Genomic DNA, 20154 nt, shown 5'->3' with positions numbered 1-20154 from the left:
CTCGCCCTGATAGATCGGATAGAAGGCGTCGCCGGCGTTGTGTTGATCACCGACACCGTGTTGCTGCCGGTGTTGGCGACGTAGAGCCGGCCGTCGGCGCCCATCACCTCGGCAGTGGGATTGGTGCCCACCGAGATCGACTTCGAATAGTTCAGCCACGGCGACGGGACGGTCGTCGTCGCGGCCGTGGAGACGGGCTGCGCGGCCGTGGAGACCGGTTGCGCGGCGGTGGGGACGGGTTGCGCGGCGGTGGCGGCCACGGGCTGACTCGTCGACGTGAGCGCCGCGGGTTTCGCCTGGGTCTCCACGCGCCCGCCACGCCGGACTTCTCACCGTTGGCCGCCGTGCTGGCCGCCTGGGGCACCCGCACCCGACCACGGGGAAACGGATCGACGCCAATCCGAGCTGGTTCTCGCAGGACATCTCGGTGGGCACCGCGCCCAGCGCGCTGGCGCTGAGTCCCGACGGCACACGGTTGTACGTCGCCAACAGCGGCAGCGGGACGGTGTCGGTCATCAACACCGTCGGCTACAAGCGGATCGACGCCAGACCACCGGTTGCCGACGAGTCGAGCGTCGACGCCGATATCAGACTGACTGCGCCGTTGGTGGCGGCCGGGGTGGACGTGGCCGCGGGAGTGGACGTGACTGCCGAGGTCGCGAGGGCCGTGGCGGCCACCGTCCGCGGGGACGGGGCCGGCGTGGTTTCCACGTCGGCCTGGATGGCCCGCGGTGTGGGATTCTTGGTGGAGCCCGTGACGGTCTTCGCGGTCGTCTGCGTTTTCGCGGGTCCGTCCGCCGCGGTCGGCTCGGGTTTCGTGGCGCGCTGCTTCTCACTGGCCGCCTTGCCCGATGGGCGTTTGGTCTTGCCTGCCTTGGCGCCGGGCTTCTTCGTGTTCGTGCCGGCTGCGTCCGGCGCGGCGTTCTGCGTCGGCGCCGAGGTGGCCCCTGGATTCGCGGCGTCGTCGGCCCACGCCGTACCCGGTGTGCTCGCGATTGCGAAACCCACCCCGAGTGCCACCGCCAACCCCCCGACCCGGCCGACGTACTTTGCGTTGCTCATGGTCGGTCCTCTCAAGCGGCCCGAAACAGGGACAGATGTCCCTCCTATGGGAATACCGCATGAGGCGCCGTCTGTCTGCAGTACAAACGGCTGATTTCTCGCGGTTGTGCGATTACCGCAATCTCGCCGCGAGAACCGACTGACCCGGACCGTCCAGTTCATCGAGGACGGCCGGGCGCCCGGTCATCGCCATCAGCAATGCCTCGCCCGTGCCCAGCACCTCGGGTCCGCTGCCGTGCTGCCAGTCGACGTCAGTGGCCCGCAGCCGCAGCCCCCGGACCCGCCTGCCCGCACCGAGCCGCGGATTGCCCGGGATCGTCGGCAGGATGCGTTCGAGGCGTTCGGCGGGGATGGTGCGCGGGTGGCCCAGCGCCCGGCGGATGTCCTGGTGGTGGACCGTCGCGTCCACCAGTCCGATCATCCCGCCGAAGCCGGATGTGAGCCCTTGTGGACGCAGGTGGGCCTCGAGGAAGTCCATCAACTGCGCGGGCGTGTAGCTCTCGAAGTCGCGCACGCCGACCTCATTGGCGCGCACGATCCGGCCCCGGGCGAAGCGCTGCAGCAGGCCCAGGATGCTGAGCTCTTCGTAGCTCACGACATGGGAGACAACGTCTTTCACCGACCATTCGGTGCACAGTGTGGGGGCCTGCCACTGCGCGTCGGACAGCGTCCGCAGATAGGCGGCGAGGTCGCGACGCTCCTCGTATGCCAGGTCCATCATGGAACGCTGCGACGGCATCGTCACGCCTCCGCGGCGACGACGTCGTGATACCGCTTCAGGTACAACGGCCAGCCGGCCTCGCCGTCGACCCCGTCGGCCACCGACCGCCAGCCGGCGCCGTGGCGTTCGAGATGCCGGTGCTCCAGATCGACGCGGGTCCGCCCGTCGGCTTCGGCGGTGAACCGCACTTCGACCTCGCTGGTCTTGCCGAGGTCTGATTCGATCTGCCATGTCGGCCCGATGTCCCACGAGAACACCACGCGGCTCGGCGGCTCGTACGCCAGCACGCGCGCCCACCGGCACGTGCTGCCGTCCGTTCCCACGTCGTAGATGTGGCCGCCAACCTGGGTTTCGAACACTGTCTCGGCGATCGGGACCGCCAGCAGGTTGTGGTCGCGGGGCTTGATGGCGTCGAAGCGGCCGACGAACAACGCGAACGCCCTGTCGATCGGTGCCGCCACGACGACGCTCTTGCGGATCGGTGCCACCTCGGTCGTCATGAACCTTTCCCTTCTTCGTCGGCCAGCTGCTTGAACGCCGTCAGTGTCGAGTCCCAGAACATGTCCAACTCGGCCCGCAGGGCCGCGACGCCACGGGGGTCGACCTGGTAGAAGCGCCGGGTGCCGACCTGCCGATCGGTCACCAGGCCCGCGCAGCGCAGCACCTTGAGGTGCTGGGACACCGCCGGCCGGCTGACCGGCAGTCCGTCGGCCAGCTCGCCGACCGCGCGCGGGCCGGCGGCCAATCGTTTGAAGATCGTCCGCCGGGTGCGGTCGGCGAGAGCACCCCATGGATCGGCTGTTTCGTAAGTAGTCACTAACGGTAAGTTTAGGCTTACGGATGCCGATTGGAAAGGTTCGAGACGGCTGCCTGTCAGTCGTAGATGACGGCGAGGCCCCGGCGTTGCAGGTCGGCCAGCCCATCGCGCATCGCCTGGAGCTGCTCGGGTGAATGCCCGACCCAGTCGGTGAGCTCGCCGACGACGCGGACCGGCTCCCGGGTTCGGAAGGAGTGGGTCGGGTTGCCCGGCAGCTTCTTGTCCGTCACGTTGGGGTCGTCCTCCAACTCGCCGAGCGGCTCGACGAGGTAAATGCGGCACCGGCCGTCACCGGCGGCGAGTTCGGCTCCCCATGCCGCGGCGTCCAGTGTCCGCGTGACGTAGACGTGGTTCGAGACCCGGCCCTCTTCGTAGTTCGACGCACGCCCCGGTACCAGCAGATCGCCGATCGCGAGATCGGCTCTGGTGCCGTGGAGCAGCGCGCCCGACTCGTGCAGTTCGAAAGGCTTCGGCGTGTTCGTCATGACATCCCCCATTCGTCGTACCGCTTGGCCGGACGATTGTGCGGCACCACCGGGGCCTTGCGGCAAGCCCCGGGGTGTGCCATAAATTGAGAGTGGGAGGAACGTTCACCTGACGTTCCCCGATCCGATCGACACGTGAATTACGTTGCGCGACAAGGATTTTTTTAACAATCACCCGGGCGGTGCATAGCCGCGATCCGCGACGAGTTCGTGTGTGAGCCCGACGAACGCGGAGGCGGCCGCACTGTGGTAGCCGCCGTCGCGGCGCAGGATGGCGACGGTTCGGGTCGGAATGGGCGGGTCCAGCGGCACCGGCGTCAGGTGCGGATGGTCGTGTGTGACGGCATCCGGCAGGACCGTCGCGAGCGGCGTGCGCTGCACGATCTCGGTGAGGGCCTGGACCGAGTTGGCTTCGACCATGATCCGCGGGTCCACATGGTGTGCCGCGAAATAGGTGTCGATGTGGGTCCGGGTGAGGAAGTCGCTGCTGAGCAGCGCCAGCTGGACGTCGTCCAGCGCGCGGACAGGCAAGGCGGCCGGCAGGCCGGCGGCCCGCGGGCCACTGGTCACGAGCCCGAGGTGTTCGGTGAACAGCGCGGCGAACTCGATGCCCGGCACGGGAGCCCCCATGAACGCGATGCCGACGTCGAGATCGTCGGCGAGAAGACCCGCTTCGATATTGTCCTGCGACATCTCGACCACGGTCAGGCTGACCCCGGGATGGCGGGCGTACAGCTCGGCGGTCAGCGGGCCGATCAGATACGTGATGAACGTCGGGGTGATGCCCAGCCGTAAGTGCCCGCGCGAGAGATCTTGGACGTCCTCGATGGCACGTTCGGCGGCGGCCAGTTCGCGGAGGGCGCTGCGGGCGCGCGCGGCGAACGCGGCGCCGGCATCGGTGAGCCGCACTGTCCGCCCGCCGCGGTCGAGCAGCTGCACACCGAGCGTCGTTTCCAGCTGTTTGATCTGCTGGGAGAGCGTGGGTTGCGACACATATAGCTCCTCGGCGGCGCGGGAAAAGTTGCCGTGTTCGGCGACGGCGAGGAGATATCGCAGGTGGCGGAGCTCGAGTCCAGCCATGACACCAACAATAGATGCTGTCTATGGGAACGGTGAAAACCAGCTATTGGACGTTATAGGTGCTGTTCGTACATGGTGAATGCAGCAAGAAAGGAAACACCATCATGAAGAAGAACAGCCTCGGCGCCATGACAACCGGGTTGGCCGTCGGCGCCTTCGCCGCGCTCGCGATCGGACTGGCCGCTCCGGCATCGGCCGACAACGGTGGCTCGGTGGCACTGCCCGGGCCGGCTCCCGTATACGCGCAGGACTCGTTCATCGGTAGCGCCAACCCGTACGTGCCGTTCGGGACCAACCCGATGGTGCCGTACGGCACCTGGGCGCAGCACTGACGCCCGTTCGACACACCACCGCCCGCCGAAAGGAAATCCCGTGATCCACGCACAGTTCGACCCGACCGCCCGTCAGCTCCTCGCCGCCGACGCTGTCGAAGCCAAGACCCGCAAGGACCTGTCCTGGCAGCAGATCGCCGACGCCGCCGGCCTGTCGGTGGCCTTCACGACGGCCGCCGTCCTCGGTCAGCACGCGCTTCCGGAGAAGTCGGCCAAGGCCGTCGGTGACCTGCTGGGGCTGGACGATGCCGCGGTGCGGTTGCTGCAGGCCATCCCGACTCGCGGATCGATCCCCGGCGGCGTGCCCACCGACCCGACCATCTACCGGTTCTACGAGATGCTGCAGGTCTACGGCACCACGCTCAAGGCGCTGGTCCACGAGCAGTTCGGCGATGGCATCATCTCAGCCATCAACTTCCGCCTGGATGTGAAGAAGGTTGCTGATCCCGATGGTGGCGAACGCGCCGTCATCACGCTGGACGGTAAGTACCTGCCGACAGTGCCGTTCTGATTTCTGGCGCCGACTGCCCTAATATGGTTCCAGATGCCACAAAAATTTTCGCAATTGCAAATTCTCGTGGCAAACTGAACCTAGGCCGCTGACGGTCGGCTTCGAGAGGACGGATGCAGCGTGGCGACGCACGTGCGCATGGCGGCGGTGACCTGGTTGGTCGCCGCACCGGTGATCGGCGCCGGCGTGGCGGGCGCCGCACCGATCGATATGCCGCTTTCTCCCACTGTTTCTGGTGATACAGGTGGGGCCAGCTCGGGTACGTCGCGCCCAGGCTTGCCCTCCGTCGGGGTTCTGGGCAAGGCGCTCGGTGGGCTGACCACCGCCGCGACCACCGTTGGAACCGGTGCACTCAGCGGCTTCGGTGTCACGCAGTCGTCGGGCCAGCAACTGGCACCCAAGTTCGGCGACGGCCGCAACGGCTCCAACATCTCGTCCGCGACCTCGTCCTCGAGCACGTCGGCCGGCCTGTCCTCGGGCGCGGTGAACACCACGCAGAGCGCACCTGTCAGCGAACCCGTGAGCATTGCCGAAAGTCCTGCCGCGGTGCCGTCGGTCCAGTCGGTCTCCGTCCCGGTGGTCGCGGCGAGTGCCGCGGTCAGTCAGACCGCTCTTGCCCTTGCAGATGCGCCGCTGGCGCCGGTGACGGCACTGACGGGGCCGCTGCCCGCAGCATTGGGTGAGCCGATCCGCACTGTGGCCGCGTTGCCCGGGTTTGCTGTCGCGCAAGCGCTGCCCGTGGTCGAGGGGTGGGCCTCCGCGGTGGCCGAGTTGTCCTCGGCGGTCGGCACGCCGACGATCGGTGTGCCCGGCGTCGTGTCGTCCGGCCGAGAGTTCGGGGGCCGCGTTCAGCCCCCGGCATCCAGTGGGGCGCAGACGGATTCACGTTTCGCCGGCCACTCCGGCGCCAGCGGGCAGCTGCCGGTGCGCGGGCCCCAACCGGCTGACCGGGTCTTCGCGGCCGACAACGCCATCGTCGCGGCGGCGCCGTACCGGGCCGGGTACTCCGACGACCTCCGCGCCGCCGGCCTGGGTGAGGTCGCCGCCGTCGCAGTTCCGGGTTTCACCGGCCTGTTGGTGCTGACCGGCGCCGGTGGGCTCATCGGCTTCCGCCAGGCCCGCGCCGGTCGAGCGATGCATGGCGGCACCCTCAATCGATTCGCGGCTCAGTAGTCCGCGGTCCGTCCCCATTCACGACGCAGCTCGCGCTGCGTCGTGAATTGCTTTGCGCTGGAATGCATTCGGTCATCGGGGCGGCGGTGCTGTCCAAACCTGTTGCCAGCCAACATCTTTGGCTGAATCACCTGGTCGGCGCGCCGCCGCCCGATGGCGGTGAAATCGCCGCAAATCGGCGCCTATCACACATCGACGAACGTTTGCCAGCCGACACGCCGAAGCGGCGCTGTGGTGAAATCGAGACGAGCTCCATCCGACGTGCAAAGAGCCCGGCCGACCGCTTACCCTGATGCAGTACCTCGGGTACATCGATCCGACAATCCCTGGCCGACGCCGAACTTTGGAGCTGTGTTGACCTCATCCCGCCGTGTCCGTGGCGCCTGGCTGGCCGCTGCGCTGGCCGTCCTTGCCGTGCTCGGTGGGACAGTGGTGTCGTCGACGTCGCGCTGCCAGGAAGGTTGCAAGGTCGTCGCCGCATCGCGCGACCTGTCCGTCTCGCAGCCGGCCGCGCCGGAGCCCGCCGTCGTACGCGTCACGCCGGCCGGTGGGGCCAAGGACGTCAGCCCCGCCGCACCCGTGAACGTCACCGCGGCGAGCGGCACCATCACCGCCGTGTCGATGGTCAACAGCGCCGGAAAAGAGATTCCCGGGACGCTCGCCCCCGACGCCAAGACCTGGACGCCGGCCGAGCAGCTGGGCTACGGCCGCAAGTACACGATGACCATCGAGGCGCGCGGCCCCTCGGGCATGCCGTCGCGGCAGACGTCGAGCTTCACCACGCTCAGCCCCTCGTACCAGACCGCGGTGTACCTCAACACCGTGTCCGGCGCTCAGCTGCAGGAGGGCGGGACCTACGGCATCGGCGTCGTCGTCACCGCGCACTTCGACGAGAAGATCGAGGACAAGGCCGCCGCCGAGCGCAACCTCGTCGTCACCACCAACCCGCCGGTTCCCGGCTCGTGGCACTGGGTCGACGGCGCCAACGCCCACTGGCGTCCGGAGAAGTACTACGCGCCGAACACGACGGTCACCGTCGCGGCCAAGATCTACGGCGTCCGGCTCGGCGAGGATACGTACGGCCAGCAGGACGAGCGCGTCTCGTTCCGCATCGGCAATGCCCACGTCTCCGTCGCCGACGACCACACCCACCAGGTCAGCGTCTTCGACAACGGCCAGCTGGTGCGCACCATGCCGACCTCGATGGGCATGGGCGGCACCGAGACGATCGGCAACACCGTCATCTCGTTCTGGACGCCGCCCGGCATCTACACCGTGATGGACAAGGCCAACCCGGTGATCATGGACTCGTCGACGTTCGGATTGCCGACCAGTAGCCGCCTCGGCTACAAGGAGACCATCCCGTGGGCGACGCGGATCAGCCATGACGGCATCTACCTGCATCAGCTGAACTCCACCGTCTGGGCGCAGGGCAAACAGAACACCTCGCACGGCTGCCTGAACCTCAACAGCGAGAACGCCAAGTGGTTCTACGACTTCTCCGTTCCCGGCGACATCGTCGAGATCAAATACACCGGCGGTGAGCCCCAGAAGCTGAGCCAGAACGGCGACTGGAGCATGCCGTGGGACCAGTGGGTCCGCGGCTCCGCGCTGCCGCAGCCGGCACTGCCCGTCGCGCCCGTCGCCGCGCCGCTGCCGCCGCGCTAGTCAGCCTCGGGCAAGTGTGAACTATCTCACAATGGCCCGGATTCGGGCGTAGCCTTAGGGCATCTTCGGCAAGGAGGGAGATGCGAATGAAGGGCGCACACCATGATCCGGTGGATCATTCCCGAACCACCCAGCCACATGCCGGTGAATCCTTCATCGACACGTTGTGGCTGCCTGGCCTGGGCCTGATCGCACTCGGCATCGTCACCATCGCCGGCTTCGTCTTCGCAACCGCGTATCACCGCGCGGACCTTCAGCTACCGCTCGGCCTGATCGCCGGCGCGCTGGTCACCGCGGGAGCTCTCGTCATCACGTTCGAGCATCTGCGGGTGAAGCGAGTCGAACAGCGTTGGCTGGCCGACCATCCCGAACGGAGCCTGCACGCAGGCTGACCGTCCGGCGGCCTAGCGCGGCAGCAGCCGCAGAATCTCCGGCGTCCGCGGATCGAGGATGTCGTCGAAGTCGTGATGCTTCTCGACGTATGCCTTGACCATCGGGCAGATCGCCACGATGCGCTTGCCCTGCTGCCGCGTCGTCGCCAGGGCCTGAGCGATCAGGACGCTGGCCAGTCCGCGCCCGCCGAACGCCGGATCGATCTCGGTGTGGTAGAAAACCCGCTGCTCACCGTGTTCGATGAAAGCGGTGAGTCCCACGGGCTTTCCGTCGACCGCGATGCTGAATCGGTCGGCTTCCTGGGTGACCTCGACGGGTTCGCCGTTCTTGTCGGTGAGCATCACGCGGGCCTTTCCTCCGGTGGGTGGTTTCCGCGGGACCAGACGGGTGGTCGGTAGCGGGGGAGCGGGCAACCGAGCCGGCTCGCCCTCGTAGCCGATGACTTCGCCGAACTGTGCGGACTCGGCCTGCCACTGATTGCGGTATTCGACGATCTCGTCGTGGGTGCGCCCTACGAAGTTCCACCACATCAGCAGCTCTTCGGTGAAGGGCGTGCCCCCGAGGATGACGGCGCGCGCCGGTTCGGTACCGGTGTTGGTGACCGCCAGGCGCGTGGATCCGACGCCCTGATAAGCCATTTCGTACGGTCGCACCGCGGTGTCGGCGACGGTCAGCGCGCCCTGGTCGAGCAGTACGGCGTGCTCGAAGGTGGGGTCGACCTCGAATTCGACGGTCGCACCGGCGGGCAGATCGACCTGCGCACCGAGCAACGGTGTGTGCGTGCGCACCGGTGACTGCTGCCCGGCCAGCGCGCCCAGGAACACCGACACCGTGGCGTCACCGAATGAAACCGGCTGCGGCGCATAGTGGTCGAAGTTGCGGGGACCGTGGCGGGCGGCCTCGGGCAGCGCGACCCACAACTGGACACCGTGCAGGATCGTCGTCGCCGGCGTGGACACCTCGGAGTGGCAGATGCCGGCCCCGGCCGTCATCAGATTCAGCTCTCCGGGCCGCACCATCTCATGGATGCCGTGCGAATCACGGTGCTCGATCTCGCCGCTGAACAACCAGCTGACCGTCTGCAGACCCGTGTGCGGGTGCGGCGGGACGTCCATCCCGGCCTTGGTGCGCACGTCTTCCGGGCCGTAATGGTCGGCGAAACACCACGCGCCGACCAGCGAGCGGTCACGCTGCGGCAACGTGCGACGGACCATCATGGCGCGCGGCCCACCCAGCGGCACCTCACGCGGCTCCAGAATCTCGATTCGGTTGGGAGGCCCGGCGGCACAGTCGTATTCGACGGGGTCTGCCTCAAGATTGCTCACGATTCGCCTTCCCGGCTGCGTACCATCGTCGCGTTCGCTCAGACCATACCCGCGCCGTCCTGGCCACAACCTGAAAGTAGGCAATGGACACCACCGAACCGGGCCCCGCGCACGTGCACATCGACAAGCAGTCGCCCCATGCCTACCGGACACTCGTGGCGGTCGCGACCGCGGTCAGCAAGACCGCCGCCGAGGCCGGGTTGTCGCCGGCTCTGGTGGAGCTGATCAACACCCGTGTCTCATTGATCAACGGCTGCCCGTCGTGCCTGGAGATCCATCACCGTCGCGCGGTGAAGGCCGGCGTGACCGACAAGCAGCTGGCGACGTTGCGCGCCTGGCGGGACACCGAGTTGTTCTCCGAGCCGGAACGGGCCGCGCTGCGGCTCGCCGAGATCACCACGACGCTGCCCGACCACGACACCGCCGAACGCGAATACGCAAGGGCGCGAGCGGTACTGAACGACGACGAGATTTCCGCCGTGATCTGGGTGGCCACCGCGATCAACGCCTTCAATCGGGTGTCGATCCTGAGCCGCCACCCGGTGCGACCCTAGGCGCGGGCTGCCCTAGGTGCCGGCCCGCAGCCGGTCCCGCAGCCCCGACGCGCGTAGCGCCTGCCGCTGCACCGCGGCCCGCACCTCGTCGGCCGACCCGACGATGCGCACCTTCTGCTTCGCGCGTGTGACCGCGGTGTAGAACAGCTCGCGCGTCAGGAGCCGGGAGTCGGCGGGCGGCAGGACCACCGTCACCTCGTCGGCCTGCGAGCCCTGGCTCTTGTGGATGGTCAGCGCGTACATGGTCTCGACTTCGGCGATCCGGCTCGGCGAGAACCGTTGCGTCCCAGTCGCACCCGCGATGTACACCTGCACGCCGTCGGGTCCGGCGGAGACCAGGCCGGTGTCGCCGTTGTAGATGCCCAGCGCGTAGTCGTTGGCGGTGACCAGCAGCGGGCGGCCCGGGTACCACGGCGACCACGTGGCCTGCCCGGTCTCGTCGGTGATCCAGCGCTCCACCTGACGATTCCAGTGCCGCACCCCGTACGGCCCGTCGCGGTGCGCGCAGAGCAGGCGGTGTTCGTCCATGGCCGCGAGACCCTCGGGCCCGGCGCCCAGTAGTGCGCAGGCCCGCACCTTCAGGGCGTGGCCCACCAGTGCCGGGCGGAGCGCCGCGGCCGGTTCGGCATCCTCGATGAACTCGATCGCCGTATCGCCTGCCCGCAGGAGGGTGAGCACCTGGTCCGCATCACCGGACCGGATCGCTTCGGCCAGCCCGCCGATCGCCGCCCCGAAGCGGTGCGTGGTGTGCAGCGCGGCGATCTTGATGGACGGGTGGTCGGTGAGGCCGTCGACCAGATCGGCCAGCACGGCACCTGCCTGCACCGAGGTCAACTGGTCGGGGTCGCCGACCAGCAGCAGCCGGGTGTCGGGCCGAACGGCTTCGAGCAGCCGGGCCATGAGTGTCAGCGACACCATCGAGGTCTCGTCGACGACGACGACGTCGTGCGGCAACCGGTTGCCGCGGTGGTGCTTGAACCGCGAGGCGCTGTCGGGACGCCCGCCGAGCAACCGGTGCAGCGTGACGGCGCGTAGCCCGCTGAGCCGCTCCCGGTCCGCGCTGTCGAGTTTGGCCACCTCGGCCGAGACGGCCTCCTGCAGTCGGGCGGCGGCTTTTCCGGTCGGCGCCGCGAGCGCGATCCGCAGCCGGCCCGGGTGCGCGGCCTGCGCCAGCAGCGCGAGTAGCCGGGCCACGGTCGTCGTCTTGCCCGTGCCGGGCCCACCGGTCAGCACCGTCACCGGCTGCGTCAGCGCGAGCTGTGCGGCGGCCCGCTGCTCGGCGAAACCCGGTGGCGGGAAAAGTCGTTCCAGTTCGGCGTCGGCGACCGGATGCGACGCCTGCGCCGACAGCGCCAGCAGGTCGGTGCAAACCTGCTGTTCTTCGCGCCAGTAGCGGTCCAGGTACAGGAGCCGCTCGCGGTCCAGCCGGATGGCCTTGCCCGTCAACGGACTGGCCGCGACGGCGGCGACCAGATCGCCGGGCGCCGGCCAAGGCAGGTCACCGCCGATGTCGTCGGCGACGGTCCTGAGGTCGACGCACACCGAGCCTTCCCGCAGCGCCCGGACCGCCAGCCCGACGGCGAGGGCGACGACATCGCCCGTCTCTTCGGCCAGCGCGCAACACCGCTGGGCCACATGCACATCGGCGGCATTCAGCACGCCGGCGGCGTTGAACGTCGCGAGCAGCCCGGTGGCCGCGGGCACCTGCCGCCAGTCCATGGGGTCGGGCAGCCGGTCCGGTGTTGCCTCCAGCGGTGCCGTCATGCTGCCGTCCCATCCAGGAGATCCGACAGCCGACTCACCAGCTCGACCGGGGGCTGCCAGCTGAACACCCCGCACGGGTGACCCTCGACCAGGGGAGTCGCCGCGCCGCACATGCCCCGCACGAACAGGTAGGCCACGCCGCCCAGATGCCGGGCGGGCGCGTAGCCGGGTAGCCGCCACCGCAGGAACCGGTGCAGCACAACCGAATACAGCAACGCCTGCAGCGGGTAGTCGGAATGCATCATGGCTTCGGCGAGCCGGGGCGCCGTATAGTCCGCCGCGGTGTTCTCGGTGCCGAAGTCGCCCAGCCGGTTCGTCTTGTAGTCGACCACCAGATACTTGTGGCCGCCCTCGTCCGGCACCCGCAGCACAGCGTCGATGGAACCCGACAGATAGCCGTGCAACCGCTGGTGCCCGAGCGGTTCGGCCTGCAGCCGCGCGCCGTAGACCGACAACGGATCTGACGCCGGCAGCAGCTCGCTCACCAGCGCGCCGACGTCGCCGAGCCGGATGTCCCGCGCGACGTCGGCCCGGTCCTGGCCGCCGCCCAGCGGCATCTCGAAATCCAGTTCCCGCAACCGATCCCGCAAGCCGATCTGTCGCAGCGTCAGGCCCGGCGCCAACGGGCCGAGCGGAGTGTCGTGCATCGGCACCAGGGCCGGCGCCAGCTCACCGATCGGCACCTCGACGTTCCACAACCCCGCCTGCTCGTCGATCCGGGCCGCCAGTTCGGCCGTCAGATCCGGGGACAGCGGGTCGGCGCGTTCGAGCACGGCGTGCACCAGCGAGCCGAACGCGGCGCCGGCGGGCAGCTGCGCCATGGGCGACGGCAGGTCGCCGGGCAGCGGAGGCGGCGCCTCGGGGACGACGTCGGCGGATTCGTCATCCCGCAGCGCGGTGTCCGGTTCGCTGCTCACCGCCTGCCCGTCGTCGTGCACGACGCGCACCAGCGCCGAGTACGACGTCCGTCGCCAATGCGTGTCGATGCTGCGATGGAAATGCCGCACGTCCAGGTCCGCGGGGGCCTCCGGCGCCGGCGGCGACATCGGTGCGACGGGCTCGGCCGCCTCGACCACCGGACCGCCCGCGTGCTCCCACGCGGTGAAGCACGCCATCGCGTCGTCGTCGGAAAGTGTCTGCGGGACAACGCAGTCCGGTACCGCGGTGGCACCGGGCCGGCGGCCCCGCAGCAGCCGTGACAGGCCACCGTTCTGCTCGTCCCGCGACGGCGCCCACCACGCCACCACCTGTGACTGTGCCCGGGTGAGCGCGACATAGGTCAGCCGGACGTTGTCGCCGGCCGTCTCGGCCAGGCCCGCCTGCTCCGCCGCGGCCCGGTCGGTGGCCCCGGCACCACCGACGTGAAGGCACCGCGCACCGTCGGCGTCGTGGAACCGCAATACCGTGTCGGCCTTGACGAACCGGTTGAACCCGAACGGCAGATAAACGACGGGGAACTGCAGCCCCTTGCTGCGCCACACCGTCATGATCTGCACCGCCGCGGCGTCGCTGTCCAGCCGGCGGTTGCGCTCGGCCGGGCCGGCGCGGTCCTTGATCTGGCGGCGCAGCCAATCACGCAGGGCTGGCAGGTGATGACGCTCGCGATGGGCGGTTTCGTGCAGGAGTTGGCTGACGTGCGCGAGGTCGGTCATGTGCCGTTCGCCGCCGCGGTGTCCGAGTACCCGCTCGGGCAGGCCCAGCGACACCGCCGCCTCGAACACCGCCGCGATGCCACGGTCCCGGGCCAGGCCGGCCCACTGCCGGATGGTGGTGGTGATCTGGTCGGTCAGCTCGTCGCCGCCGGCGGCCAGATCGGCCGCGCGGTGACCGAAGAACATGGTGGTCGCGGCGGCCCGCACCACGCCACTGCGGTTGGGGGTGTCGAAGGCATCGAGCAGGCGCAGCCACTCCGCCGCTGCGGTCGAGGCGAACACGTCGGTGTCGCCCGAGTACACCACCGGAATGCCCAAGTCCAGCAACGCATCCCGGCACGGGACGGCGTCCAGGCCGCTGTCGACGATCACCGCGATGTCACCGGCGGTGAGCGGCCGGCCGTCGAACTGCGCGCCACTGGCCAGCAGCACGGAGATGTCGGCGGCGAGATCCTTGGCGATGTAGGGCCGCAACGTCCCGATCGGGACCATGCGGCGCTGGGGCGTCCCGAACTCCGTACGCGCGACGACCCGCAGCCGGAACGGGTCGTTGCGTGGCGCTCCTGTGAGCCGGTGGCGGTCGGTACGCGCCTCGACGGGGTGCACGACGATGTCGTCGTCGCCGAGGGCCGCGCCCTTGAGCACGGTCTGCAGCCGGTTCACCAGAACCTTGTCGCTGCGCCAGTTCTCGGCCAGGGTCAGCCGTTGGTCGGCACTGCGCGCGGCATCCAGGTAGGTGACGATGTCGCCGCCGCGGAACGCGTAGATGGCCTGTTTGGGGTCGCCGATCAGCACGACGGCGCTGTGCCCGACGAAGGCCCGCGAGATCACCTGCCACTGCACGGGATCGGTGTCCTGGAACTCGTCGACCATGACGATCGGCCAGCGCCGCCGCATCCGGTCGCGGGCCGGCGCGTCGGGCTCCTCCAACGCGGTGGCGAGCCGGCTGAGCAGGTCGTCGAAGCTCAGCACCCCCAGCCGGCGCTTGCGGCGTTCGAGTTCCTCGAGCACCGCCCGCGCGAACGACAGGCGTTGCGCCGCAACGCTGTCGGGATCGGCGGTCTCGGGCCGCAACTGCGCGCCGGGATCGCCGACGACACGTTTGGCCAGATCGAGCGCATCGTTGAAGCTCAGCGCGGGCTCGTCGCGCTGATCTCCGTAGGTCGTCAGGTACAGGTCGGAGACGATCTCGCCCACCAGGTCGTCGAGGCTCTCGACCAGTTGCGCGCCGGAGTCGGTGTCGCCGGCGATGCCGAGGGAACGCAGCACCAGACCGCAGAACTCGTGCGTGGTGGCGATGGTCGCGGCGTCGAAATCCGACAGCGCATCGCGTAGCCGGGCACGGCGCTGCACCAGTTCGCCGGGCTCGGCGGCCGCCAGGTGGCGGATCAGGTCGTCGTCGTCCTCGGACGGATCAGCCAGCGCGGCAACGGTCTTCACGAGCTGCGCCCGTACCCGTTCGCGCAGCTCCCGGGTGGCTGCCCGGCTGAAGGTGATCAGCAGCATCTCGTCCAGCGTGGCCACGCCCTCGGCGACGTACCGCGTCACCAGACCGGCGAGGGCGTAGGTCTTGCCGGTGCCGGCGCTGGCCTCCAGAACCGTCGTCGTCGCGCGGTCGGGCAGCGGGCCGAGCAGATCGAACGCGTCCATCAGATCCGCCGCTCCGCGTCGAGCAGCGGTTGCCACAGCCGGGACGCGTACGCCCCCAGGCGCGTGGTCTCGCCCCGGACGGCGACTTCGTCGGGCCGCGGTGGATCGAGCAGCACCTGCAACGGCGCGGCCGGTCCCCAGACCTCCACGTGCTCGGCGCCGTCCTTCTCGAACCGCCACTCCGACTCGGCACCCCGCTCCGGTACCGGGTCGTCGAATTGCCGCGCTCGCGCCCATTCCAGCGACGTCTTCAACGGCAGGGGCAGCGGTTCACAGCGGCCCGCGTCGTAGATCGCGACCAGGTCGCGCAACACCGAAAGCGGTTGCTCCGGAGGCTGATAACCCATGGCGTGCACGCCGCCGCGTGGGCCGCGGCCGATGCAGTATGCCTCCCACTCGCGCCCCGGTGCGCCCGCCGCCAGCGCCACCAGGGTGACCCAGGCCTGCAGCCGGTGCTTGGCGCCCAGCTTCGAATAGGTGACCGTCACGGTGCGGTCCTGCCACAGCGGAGCGACAGTGCCGGTGAGCCGGCGGCCTTCGCCCAGCTCGACATCGATGTCCAGCGCGCCGGCCTCGCCCCGCTGCAGCGTCCGGGCGGCCGTCGCCAGTTCGAGTGCCTCGCCACGGATTTCGTTGGCCTGACGCCAGCCGAGCCGCCCCGGCGGCAGTGTGCCGCGCCGCCACTCCGCGCCGATCACGAAGTCGGGATCCCGGCCGATCTTCAGGTCGTCCAGCATGCGTTCCCCGACCGCCCACTTACCGAGTCCGTCGATGGCGACCGGGATGGCATCGGACAATTCGTCGGCGTCCCACGGCAGCGTGTAGTCCAGCGCCCGGAAGAATCCCTTCACCGGGTTCGCGAAGAACCTCAGCAGTTCGGCGAGTTCGACGTCACCGCAGGGCGATTCGTCCAGCGGTCCGTCGATCAGCCGTGGCTTCGGCCGGCGCTCGCCGAGGACGGCCCTGGCCCCGCGCAGCGCTGCCGGATCGTAGGTGAACGGCCGGTCGGGGACCAGCCGGTCGCGCGCGACGGTGCGAATATCGAAGGGCTGCAACGGGTGATCGGCCACGATGTGGTCCCGGACCGGTTCGGTCGTGGTCCGATCCAGCGCGTCGAGCAACTCCTGCACCGGGACCGCGGGGGGCCGGTGCTCACCGGAGTGCTCGTCGGTGCCGGTGTAGGTGATGACCAGGGTGTCGGTGGCCGAGCAGATGGCATCGAGCAGCAACTGCCGGTCCTCCGAACGGATGTCGCGTTCGCCGGTGAGCGGACGACGCGCCAGGACGTCGTCGCCGTCGGCGATGTTGGTGCGCGGAAAGACCCCGTCGTCGAGGCCGACCAGGCACACCACGCGATGCGGCACCGAGCGCATCGGGACCATGGTGCACACCGTCAGCGTGCCGGTGCGGAAGTTGGCGCGGGTGGGACGGCCGGCCAGTTGCCGCTGCAGCAGGGACCGCACGTCGGGCAGCCGCAGTGTCGTGCCGGACCGAGAGCCCGCGTGCGCCAACACTTTCGCCAGTTCGCGGTCGAGTTGCGCCTGCTGCCACTGCTCGTCGGGACCGACCCGCGTGAGCTGTGCGATGCCCTCGCGCAGCACCTCGACCCAGCTCTCCAGCGGTTGCGCTCCGGCGAGCCGGTCGACGACGCCGCACAACCGCTGCACGTACTCCGCCAGCCGGCCGGCCAGTTCCACGCGGTTCGAGTCGACGTCGTCGAGCGGCAGCGCGGTGCCCAGCCAGTCCTGCGAATCGTCGGACATCGCGGTGCCGACGAGCAGCCGGTCGACCCCGAACTGCCAGGTGTTCTGCGGGTACCGCTGCAGTGCGTACGCGGTGCGGTGCGCAGCGTCGAAACCCCACCGGATACCGGCCGCGCCAACCCATTCGGTGAGATCCACCAGGTCGTCGTCGCCCCACGCGAAGCGCCGGCGTACCGGCTCGCTGTGCGCCAGGCTCAGCACCGCACTGGCGGTGGCGCGGCCGTCGGCGATGTCGAGCAGTTCGGCCAGCACCCCGAGCAGGGGATTGGTCTGGGTCAGCGCGCGGTCCGCCAACCGGACCCGCAGGCTCTGGGCCGGATGGCCGAGGTCGGCATGCTCACCTGCGCCGAACGCCGCGGTGATCAGTGGCGCGTAGGTTTCGATGTCGGGGCACATCACCAGGATGTCGCGCGGCTGCAGTGTCTCGTCGTCGTCGAGCAGGCCCAGCAGCACATCCCGCAGGACATCGATCTGCCGGGCCGCGCCGTGACAGCGATGGATCTGCACGGACCGGTCGGCCTTCGCGAGCTGCCGCCCGGCGGGCCGTACCTCGTCGGCCGAGATGTCGGACTGCAGCCGGCCCAGCAGCGTGTCCGGGAATCCGGTGCGGGGATGGAACTGATCGGTCTGCGCGGCGGGCAGGCCGCGTTGCAGCTCCCGCAGATCGCGGCCGAGGGTCTGCAGCAGCGGGTGCCCCACCCGCAGCCGGCTGGTGTCGACGCGCCGGGGCTCCTGACCGCGCAGGTCGGCCAGCGCCTGCCACAGCGGGTCGCTGGGATGCGGCAGCCACAGGTGCAGATCGTGGTGGGTCGCCAGGGCGCCGAGCAGTTCGAGGTCTGCCGCGGGCAACCGGGTGTGCCCGAACAGCGACAGTCGCGGTGGCAGCTCCGATGGCGAATCGATCAGCCGGGCAAGGGTTTTCGCTTGGCGAACCGGCGGAGGGTCGGCGTCGACACGGTCGGCCGTCGCGCGCCACAGGTGCGGTTGCCAGCGCAGGTCGTCGTCCAGCCGGCCGCCCGCGCCGTCGGAGCTCCCGCCCGCCAGCCAGTCGGCGAGCATCGCCGGCCGGGCCTTGGCGTAGGTGTCGAACAGGCCGGCCAGTCGCCGGGCCACCGCGTAGCGACGGCCCTGCCGCAGCTGGGTTTCCTCGGGGTTGCCCAGCGCGGTGTAGCCGAGGTGCGTGGCGAGGGTGCCCGCCCAGGGGGTGTCTGCGCCCAGCTCATCAAGCACTTCCAGCAGCGGCCACACGAGGGCGTCGGGCTCCCACGGATTGTCGTCCACAGTGCCCGTGATCTCGGCGAGAAGCGATGTGGGGGAGCGGAACTCGATGCCCGCGCACACGCCGTCGTGCGCCGTGCCGGTGCCGAGCACGTGGGACAGCTGCTGGCTGAGCCAGCGTTCCATCCCGCGTGCGGACACCAGCACCAACTCGGCGGCGAACGGGTCGGCCAGCGGTTCGGCGAGCAGCGCACCCAGCCCGGCGGCCAGCGCGCCGGTGTCTTCGGCTCGGTGCAGGTGTAGCGCCATCGGACCACCCTAGGTCGGGGCACCGACAGCGTTGTCGATGTGTGGCGTTACCCGCCGAACTCCGCGGCGAGGCCGTCGATACCGGCCTGGATCGCGGCCAGTCCGTCGGCGCGGGCCTTGAGCTTGCTGGCCAGGTGGTGCTGGGTGTGCAGCGTCGCGGCGAATCCGGCGGCCACCTCCTGGGCGCGGCTCAGCACGTCGTCCGGCGCCACGACCTCGTCGAGCCAGCCGCCGGCGCGCGCCTCTTCACCGGTGAACGTCGCGGCCAGGCCGACCGCCCGCTGGAAGGCCGAATTGGTCAGCCGCATCCGGAGGATTTCGATGCAGGACTGCGGCACCGTCATGCCGATGGCCACCTCGTTGGCCTGGCAGCGGGTCTTCTCGGAACCGATGCGGTGGTCGCCCGAGCACAGCAGGAACGATCCACCGGCGACGGCCGGTCCGGTGGCGGCGACCACCACGGGGACGGGGAAACGCAGGACCCGGTCCATCAGCTCGATGCCGCCGCGCAGCATGGCGAACCCGGCCGCGGCGTCTCCGGAGCCGAAGATCGCGAGGTCGAACCCGGCGCTCAAGACCCGGTTGTTGCCGGCGATGACGACGGCCTTGACCTCGTCGGCCTGCTCGGCCTGATCCAGCGCGGCGTGGATGTTCTGCTGCATCGTCGGGCTCAGGACGTTGACCTTGCCGTCGTCGAGCGTGATCGTGGCAACCGCATCGGTCACGGCGTAGGTGACGGTGCTCATCGGTTCTCCCTCGGTCGGTTCCCGGGCCGGGAACGGGTGTGAGCCGATGCTAGACGTGCCGTCGGTGCCGACCTGTCAGTGGACGGCGTTGCGGTGCCGGCCCTTCGGGCCGTCGTCGAACCACTGGATTTCCAGTTCGGTGGTCTCGTCGGTGGCGCGGCTGCGCCACCGGTCCTGCGTCTCCCGGACCGCCCGGTTCATCCGGTCGATCTCGGCGCGGAAGACGTCGGGCTGCGTCTCCTTGGAGGCGTAGTGGAAGTACGTCAGCACGCTGCGCAACAGCTCGAGCTTCTGCTTCTCGCGCTTGGCGAGGTCGTGCGTCGTCATCAGCTCCAACCGCTGCACCGGCTGCAGCGCGGCCCAGTCGAGCACCGCCTTCGACTCGAACTCGCGGGGCTTGCGCCCGAACCGGGACTTCTTGCCGGCCGCCGGGGCGGGCATGTCGTAGTAGGTGAGTGTCCCCTCGAACCGGGAGCGGATGGACCCGCCCAGCTCCTCGCGGCTGATCGCCGAGTCCCAGATGGTTCGCCACTCCTGACCCGGAGCCAGGATCGATAGTTCGCTGGGCAGTCGCAGCTCGGTGACGTCGAGTTCGCCGTCGTGGTCGGAATCCTCATAGATGGCGACCGTCGGATGATTGGTGAAATCGAACGAGATGTTGTGCGCCGCCGTCTGCCCGAAGTTGCGGACCACCAGCTCGATCAGGTGCCAGTCCGACGCGTGCGGCTCCATGAACATGGTCACCTGCGGGCGGACCTGATCCTGCTTGAGCTGGCGATTCTTGGACAGCTGGCGGTTCACCGCGATCAGTACGACGATGCCGAACGCCAGTGCGGCCCACGCCGCGATGGCCAGCCAGCTGCCGGATCCCAGACCCGTCAGGTCGTCCCAGCGTTGAGATATCCAGTCCACCGCGCCATCCAGTCGTCAA

At 69.4% G+C, this 20154-nt stretch carries 19 protein-coding genes and 2 pseudogenes; 8 read left to right on the top strand and 13 right to left on the bottom strand.

Features of this window, described 5'->3' with window-relative positions; genetic code table 11:
- Nucleotides 1-427: 427 nt before the first annotated feature.
- Nucleotides 428-505, top strand: a pseudogene (locus ACJEIK_RS23400) (hypothetical protein); the annotation flags it as partial.
- A 23-nt stretch (nucleotides 506-528) separates the two neighbouring features.
- Here the strand turns inward: ACJEIK_RS23400 and ACJEIK_RS23395 are convergent.
- The 6 genes from ACJEIK_RS23395 to cynR all read right to left on the bottom strand — a co-directional run bounded on the left by ACJEIK_RS23395 (nucleotide 529) and on the right by cynR (nucleotide 4165).
- Nucleotides 529-1062 (bottom strand): hypothetical protein, encoded by a 534-nt coding sequence (locus tag ACJEIK_RS23395; RefSeq protein ID WP_409431794.1) that lies wholly within the window; start codon nucleotides 1060-1062, stop codon nucleotides 529-531.
- A 112-nt stretch (nucleotides 1063-1174) separates the two neighbouring features.
- On the bottom strand, nucleotides 1175-1801 hold the full coding sequence (locus tag ACJEIK_RS23390) for a maleylpyruvate isomerase family mycothiol-dependent enzyme (RefSeq protein ID WP_409430358.1): 627 nt from the start codon (nucleotides 1799-1801) through the stop codon (nucleotides 1175-1177).
- A gap of 2 nt (nucleotides 1802-1803) precedes the next feature.
- Nucleotides 1804-2283, bottom strand: a complete 480-nt coding sequence (locus ACJEIK_RS23385; RefSeq protein ID WP_409430357.1) for an SRPBCC family protein — start codon at nucleotides 2281-2283, stop codon at nucleotides 1804-1806.
- Nucleotides 2280-2600: an ArsR/SmtB family transcription factor gene (locus ACJEIK_RS23380; protein ID WP_064857882.1), complete on the bottom strand. Its 321-nt coding sequence runs from the start codon at nucleotides 2598-2600 to the stop codon at nucleotides 2280-2282. Before ACJEIK_RS23380 ends, ACJEIK_RS23385 begins: the two co-directional genes overlap by 4 nt.
- Nucleotides 2601-2656: 56 nt before the next feature.
- The gene (gene arr, locus ACJEIK_RS23375) at nucleotides 2657-3097 is read right to left on the bottom strand and encodes an NAD(+)--rifampin ADP-ribosyltransferase (RefSeq protein WP_409430356.1); all 441 of its coding nucleotides are present in this window, start codon (nucleotides 3095-3097) and stop codon (nucleotides 2657-2659) included.
- Nucleotides 3098-3256: 159 nt separating this feature from the next.
- Complete coding sequence (gene cynR / locus ACJEIK_RS23370; protein WP_064857880.1) at nucleotides 3257-4165, bottom strand: transcriptional regulator CynR; 909 nt, start codon at nucleotides 4163-4165, stop codon at nucleotides 3257-3259.
- A 104-nt stretch (nucleotides 4166-4269) separates the two neighbouring features.
- Here cynR and ACJEIK_RS23365 point away from each other — a divergent pair, with 104 nt between their 5' ends.
- The 6 genes from ACJEIK_RS23365 (at nucleotide 4270) to usfY (ending at nucleotide 8241) form a co-directional block, all read left to right on the top strand.
- A complete protein-coding gene (locus tag ACJEIK_RS23365) occupies nucleotides 4270-4497 on the top strand; it encodes a hypothetical protein (protein ID WP_131808674.1) in 228 nt (75 codons plus the stop codon).
- A gap of 40 nt (nucleotides 4498-4537) precedes the next feature.
- Complete coding sequence (gene cynS / locus ACJEIK_RS23360) at nucleotides 4538-5008, top strand: cyanase (protein WP_064857878.1); 471 nt, start codon at nucleotides 4538-4540, stop codon at nucleotides 5006-5008.
- A gap of 120 nt (nucleotides 5009-5128) precedes the next feature.
- Nucleotides 5129-6181 (top strand): hypothetical protein, encoded by a 1053-nt coding sequence (locus tag ACJEIK_RS23355; protein WP_064857877.1) that lies wholly within the window; start codon nucleotides 5129-5131, stop codon nucleotides 6179-6181.
- Between the two features lie 62 nt (nucleotides 6182-6243).
- Nucleotides 6244-6474, top strand: coding sequence for a hypothetical protein (locus ACJEIK_RS23350; RefSeq protein ID WP_409430355.1), 231 nt, complete (start codon nucleotides 6244-6246; stop codon nucleotides 6472-6474).
- A 58-nt stretch (nucleotides 6475-6532) separates the two neighbouring features.
- Nucleotides 6533-7849, top strand: coding sequence for an Ig-like domain-containing protein (locus ACJEIK_RS23345; protein WP_409430354.1), 1317 nt, complete (start codon nucleotides 6533-6535; stop codon nucleotides 7847-7849).
- 110 nt (nucleotides 7850-7959) lie between these two features.
- Nucleotides 7960-8241, top strand: a complete 282-nt coding sequence (gene usfY, locus ACJEIK_RS23340; RefSeq protein ID WP_306308001.1) for a protein UsfY — start codon at nucleotides 7960-7962, stop codon at nucleotides 8239-8241.
- Between the two features lie 12 nt (nucleotides 8242-8253).
- On the opposite strand, the gene ACJEIK_RS23335 is transcribed toward usfY, so the two are convergent.
- Nucleotides 8254-8583 carry a GNAT family N-acetyltransferase gene (locus tag ACJEIK_RS23335; RefSeq protein WP_225433725.1) on the bottom strand — a complete coding sequence of 110 codons (330 nt, stop codon included), beginning with the start codon at nucleotides 8581-8583 and terminating at the stop codon, nucleotides 8254-8256.
- An 18-nt stretch (nucleotides 8584-8601) separates the two neighbouring features.
- Nucleotides 8602-9567: pseudogene (locus ACJEIK_RS23330) on the bottom strand (pirin family protein); the annotation flags it as partial.
- A gap of 83 nt (nucleotides 9568-9650) precedes the next feature.
- Between ACJEIK_RS23330 and ACJEIK_RS23325 the strand changes: the two are divergent.
- On the top strand, nucleotides 9651-10121 hold the full coding sequence (locus ACJEIK_RS23325) for a carboxymuconolactone decarboxylase family protein (protein WP_133425366.1): 471 nt from the start codon (nucleotides 9651-9653) through the stop codon (nucleotides 10119-10121).
- A 12-nt stretch (nucleotides 10122-10133) separates the two neighbouring features.
- Here ACJEIK_RS23325 and recD read toward each other — a convergent pair whose 3' ends face one another.
- The 5 genes from recD to ACJEIK_RS23300 form a co-directional block, all read right to left on the bottom strand.
- Nucleotides 10134-11840 carry an exodeoxyribonuclease V subunit alpha gene (recD, locus tag ACJEIK_RS23320; protein WP_409431748.1) on the bottom strand — a complete coding sequence of 569 codons (1707 nt, stop codon included), beginning with the start codon at nucleotides 11838-11840 and terminating at the stop codon, nucleotides 10134-10136.
- A 41-nt stretch (nucleotides 11841-11881) separates the two neighbouring features.
- Nucleotides 11882-15187: a UvrD-helicase domain-containing protein gene (locus tag ACJEIK_RS23315; protein ID WP_409430353.1), complete on the bottom strand. Its 3306-nt coding sequence runs from the start codon at nucleotides 15185-15187 to the stop codon at nucleotides 11882-11884.
- A complete protein-coding gene (gene recC / locus ACJEIK_RS23310; protein ID WP_133425363.1) occupies nucleotides 15187-18477 on the bottom strand; it encodes an exodeoxyribonuclease V subunit gamma in 3291 nt (1096 codons plus the stop codon). Before recC ends, ACJEIK_RS23315 begins: the two co-directional genes overlap by 1 nt.
- A gap of 47 nt (nucleotides 18478-18524) precedes the next feature.
- Nucleotides 18525-19223, bottom strand: coding sequence for a crotonase/enoyl-CoA hydratase family protein (locus ACJEIK_RS23305; RefSeq protein ID WP_133425362.1), 699 nt, complete (start codon nucleotides 19221-19223; stop codon nucleotides 18525-18527).
- Nucleotides 19224-19298: 75 nt separating this feature from the next.
- Nucleotides 19299-20135 carry a hypothetical protein gene (locus ACJEIK_RS23300; protein WP_133425361.1) on the bottom strand — a complete coding sequence of 279 codons (837 nt, stop codon included), beginning with the start codon at nucleotides 20133-20135 and terminating at the stop codon, nucleotides 19299-19301.
- Nucleotides 20136-20154 lie beyond the last annotated feature (19 nt).

The organism is Mycobacterium sp. SMC-16 (assembly GCF_046250085.1).
Classification (GTDB): Bacteria; Actinomycetota; Actinomycetes; order Mycobacteriales; family Mycobacteriaceae; genus Mycobacterium; species Mycobacterium phocaicum.
This window is presented reverse-complemented; position numbering and strand designations above follow the sequence as displayed.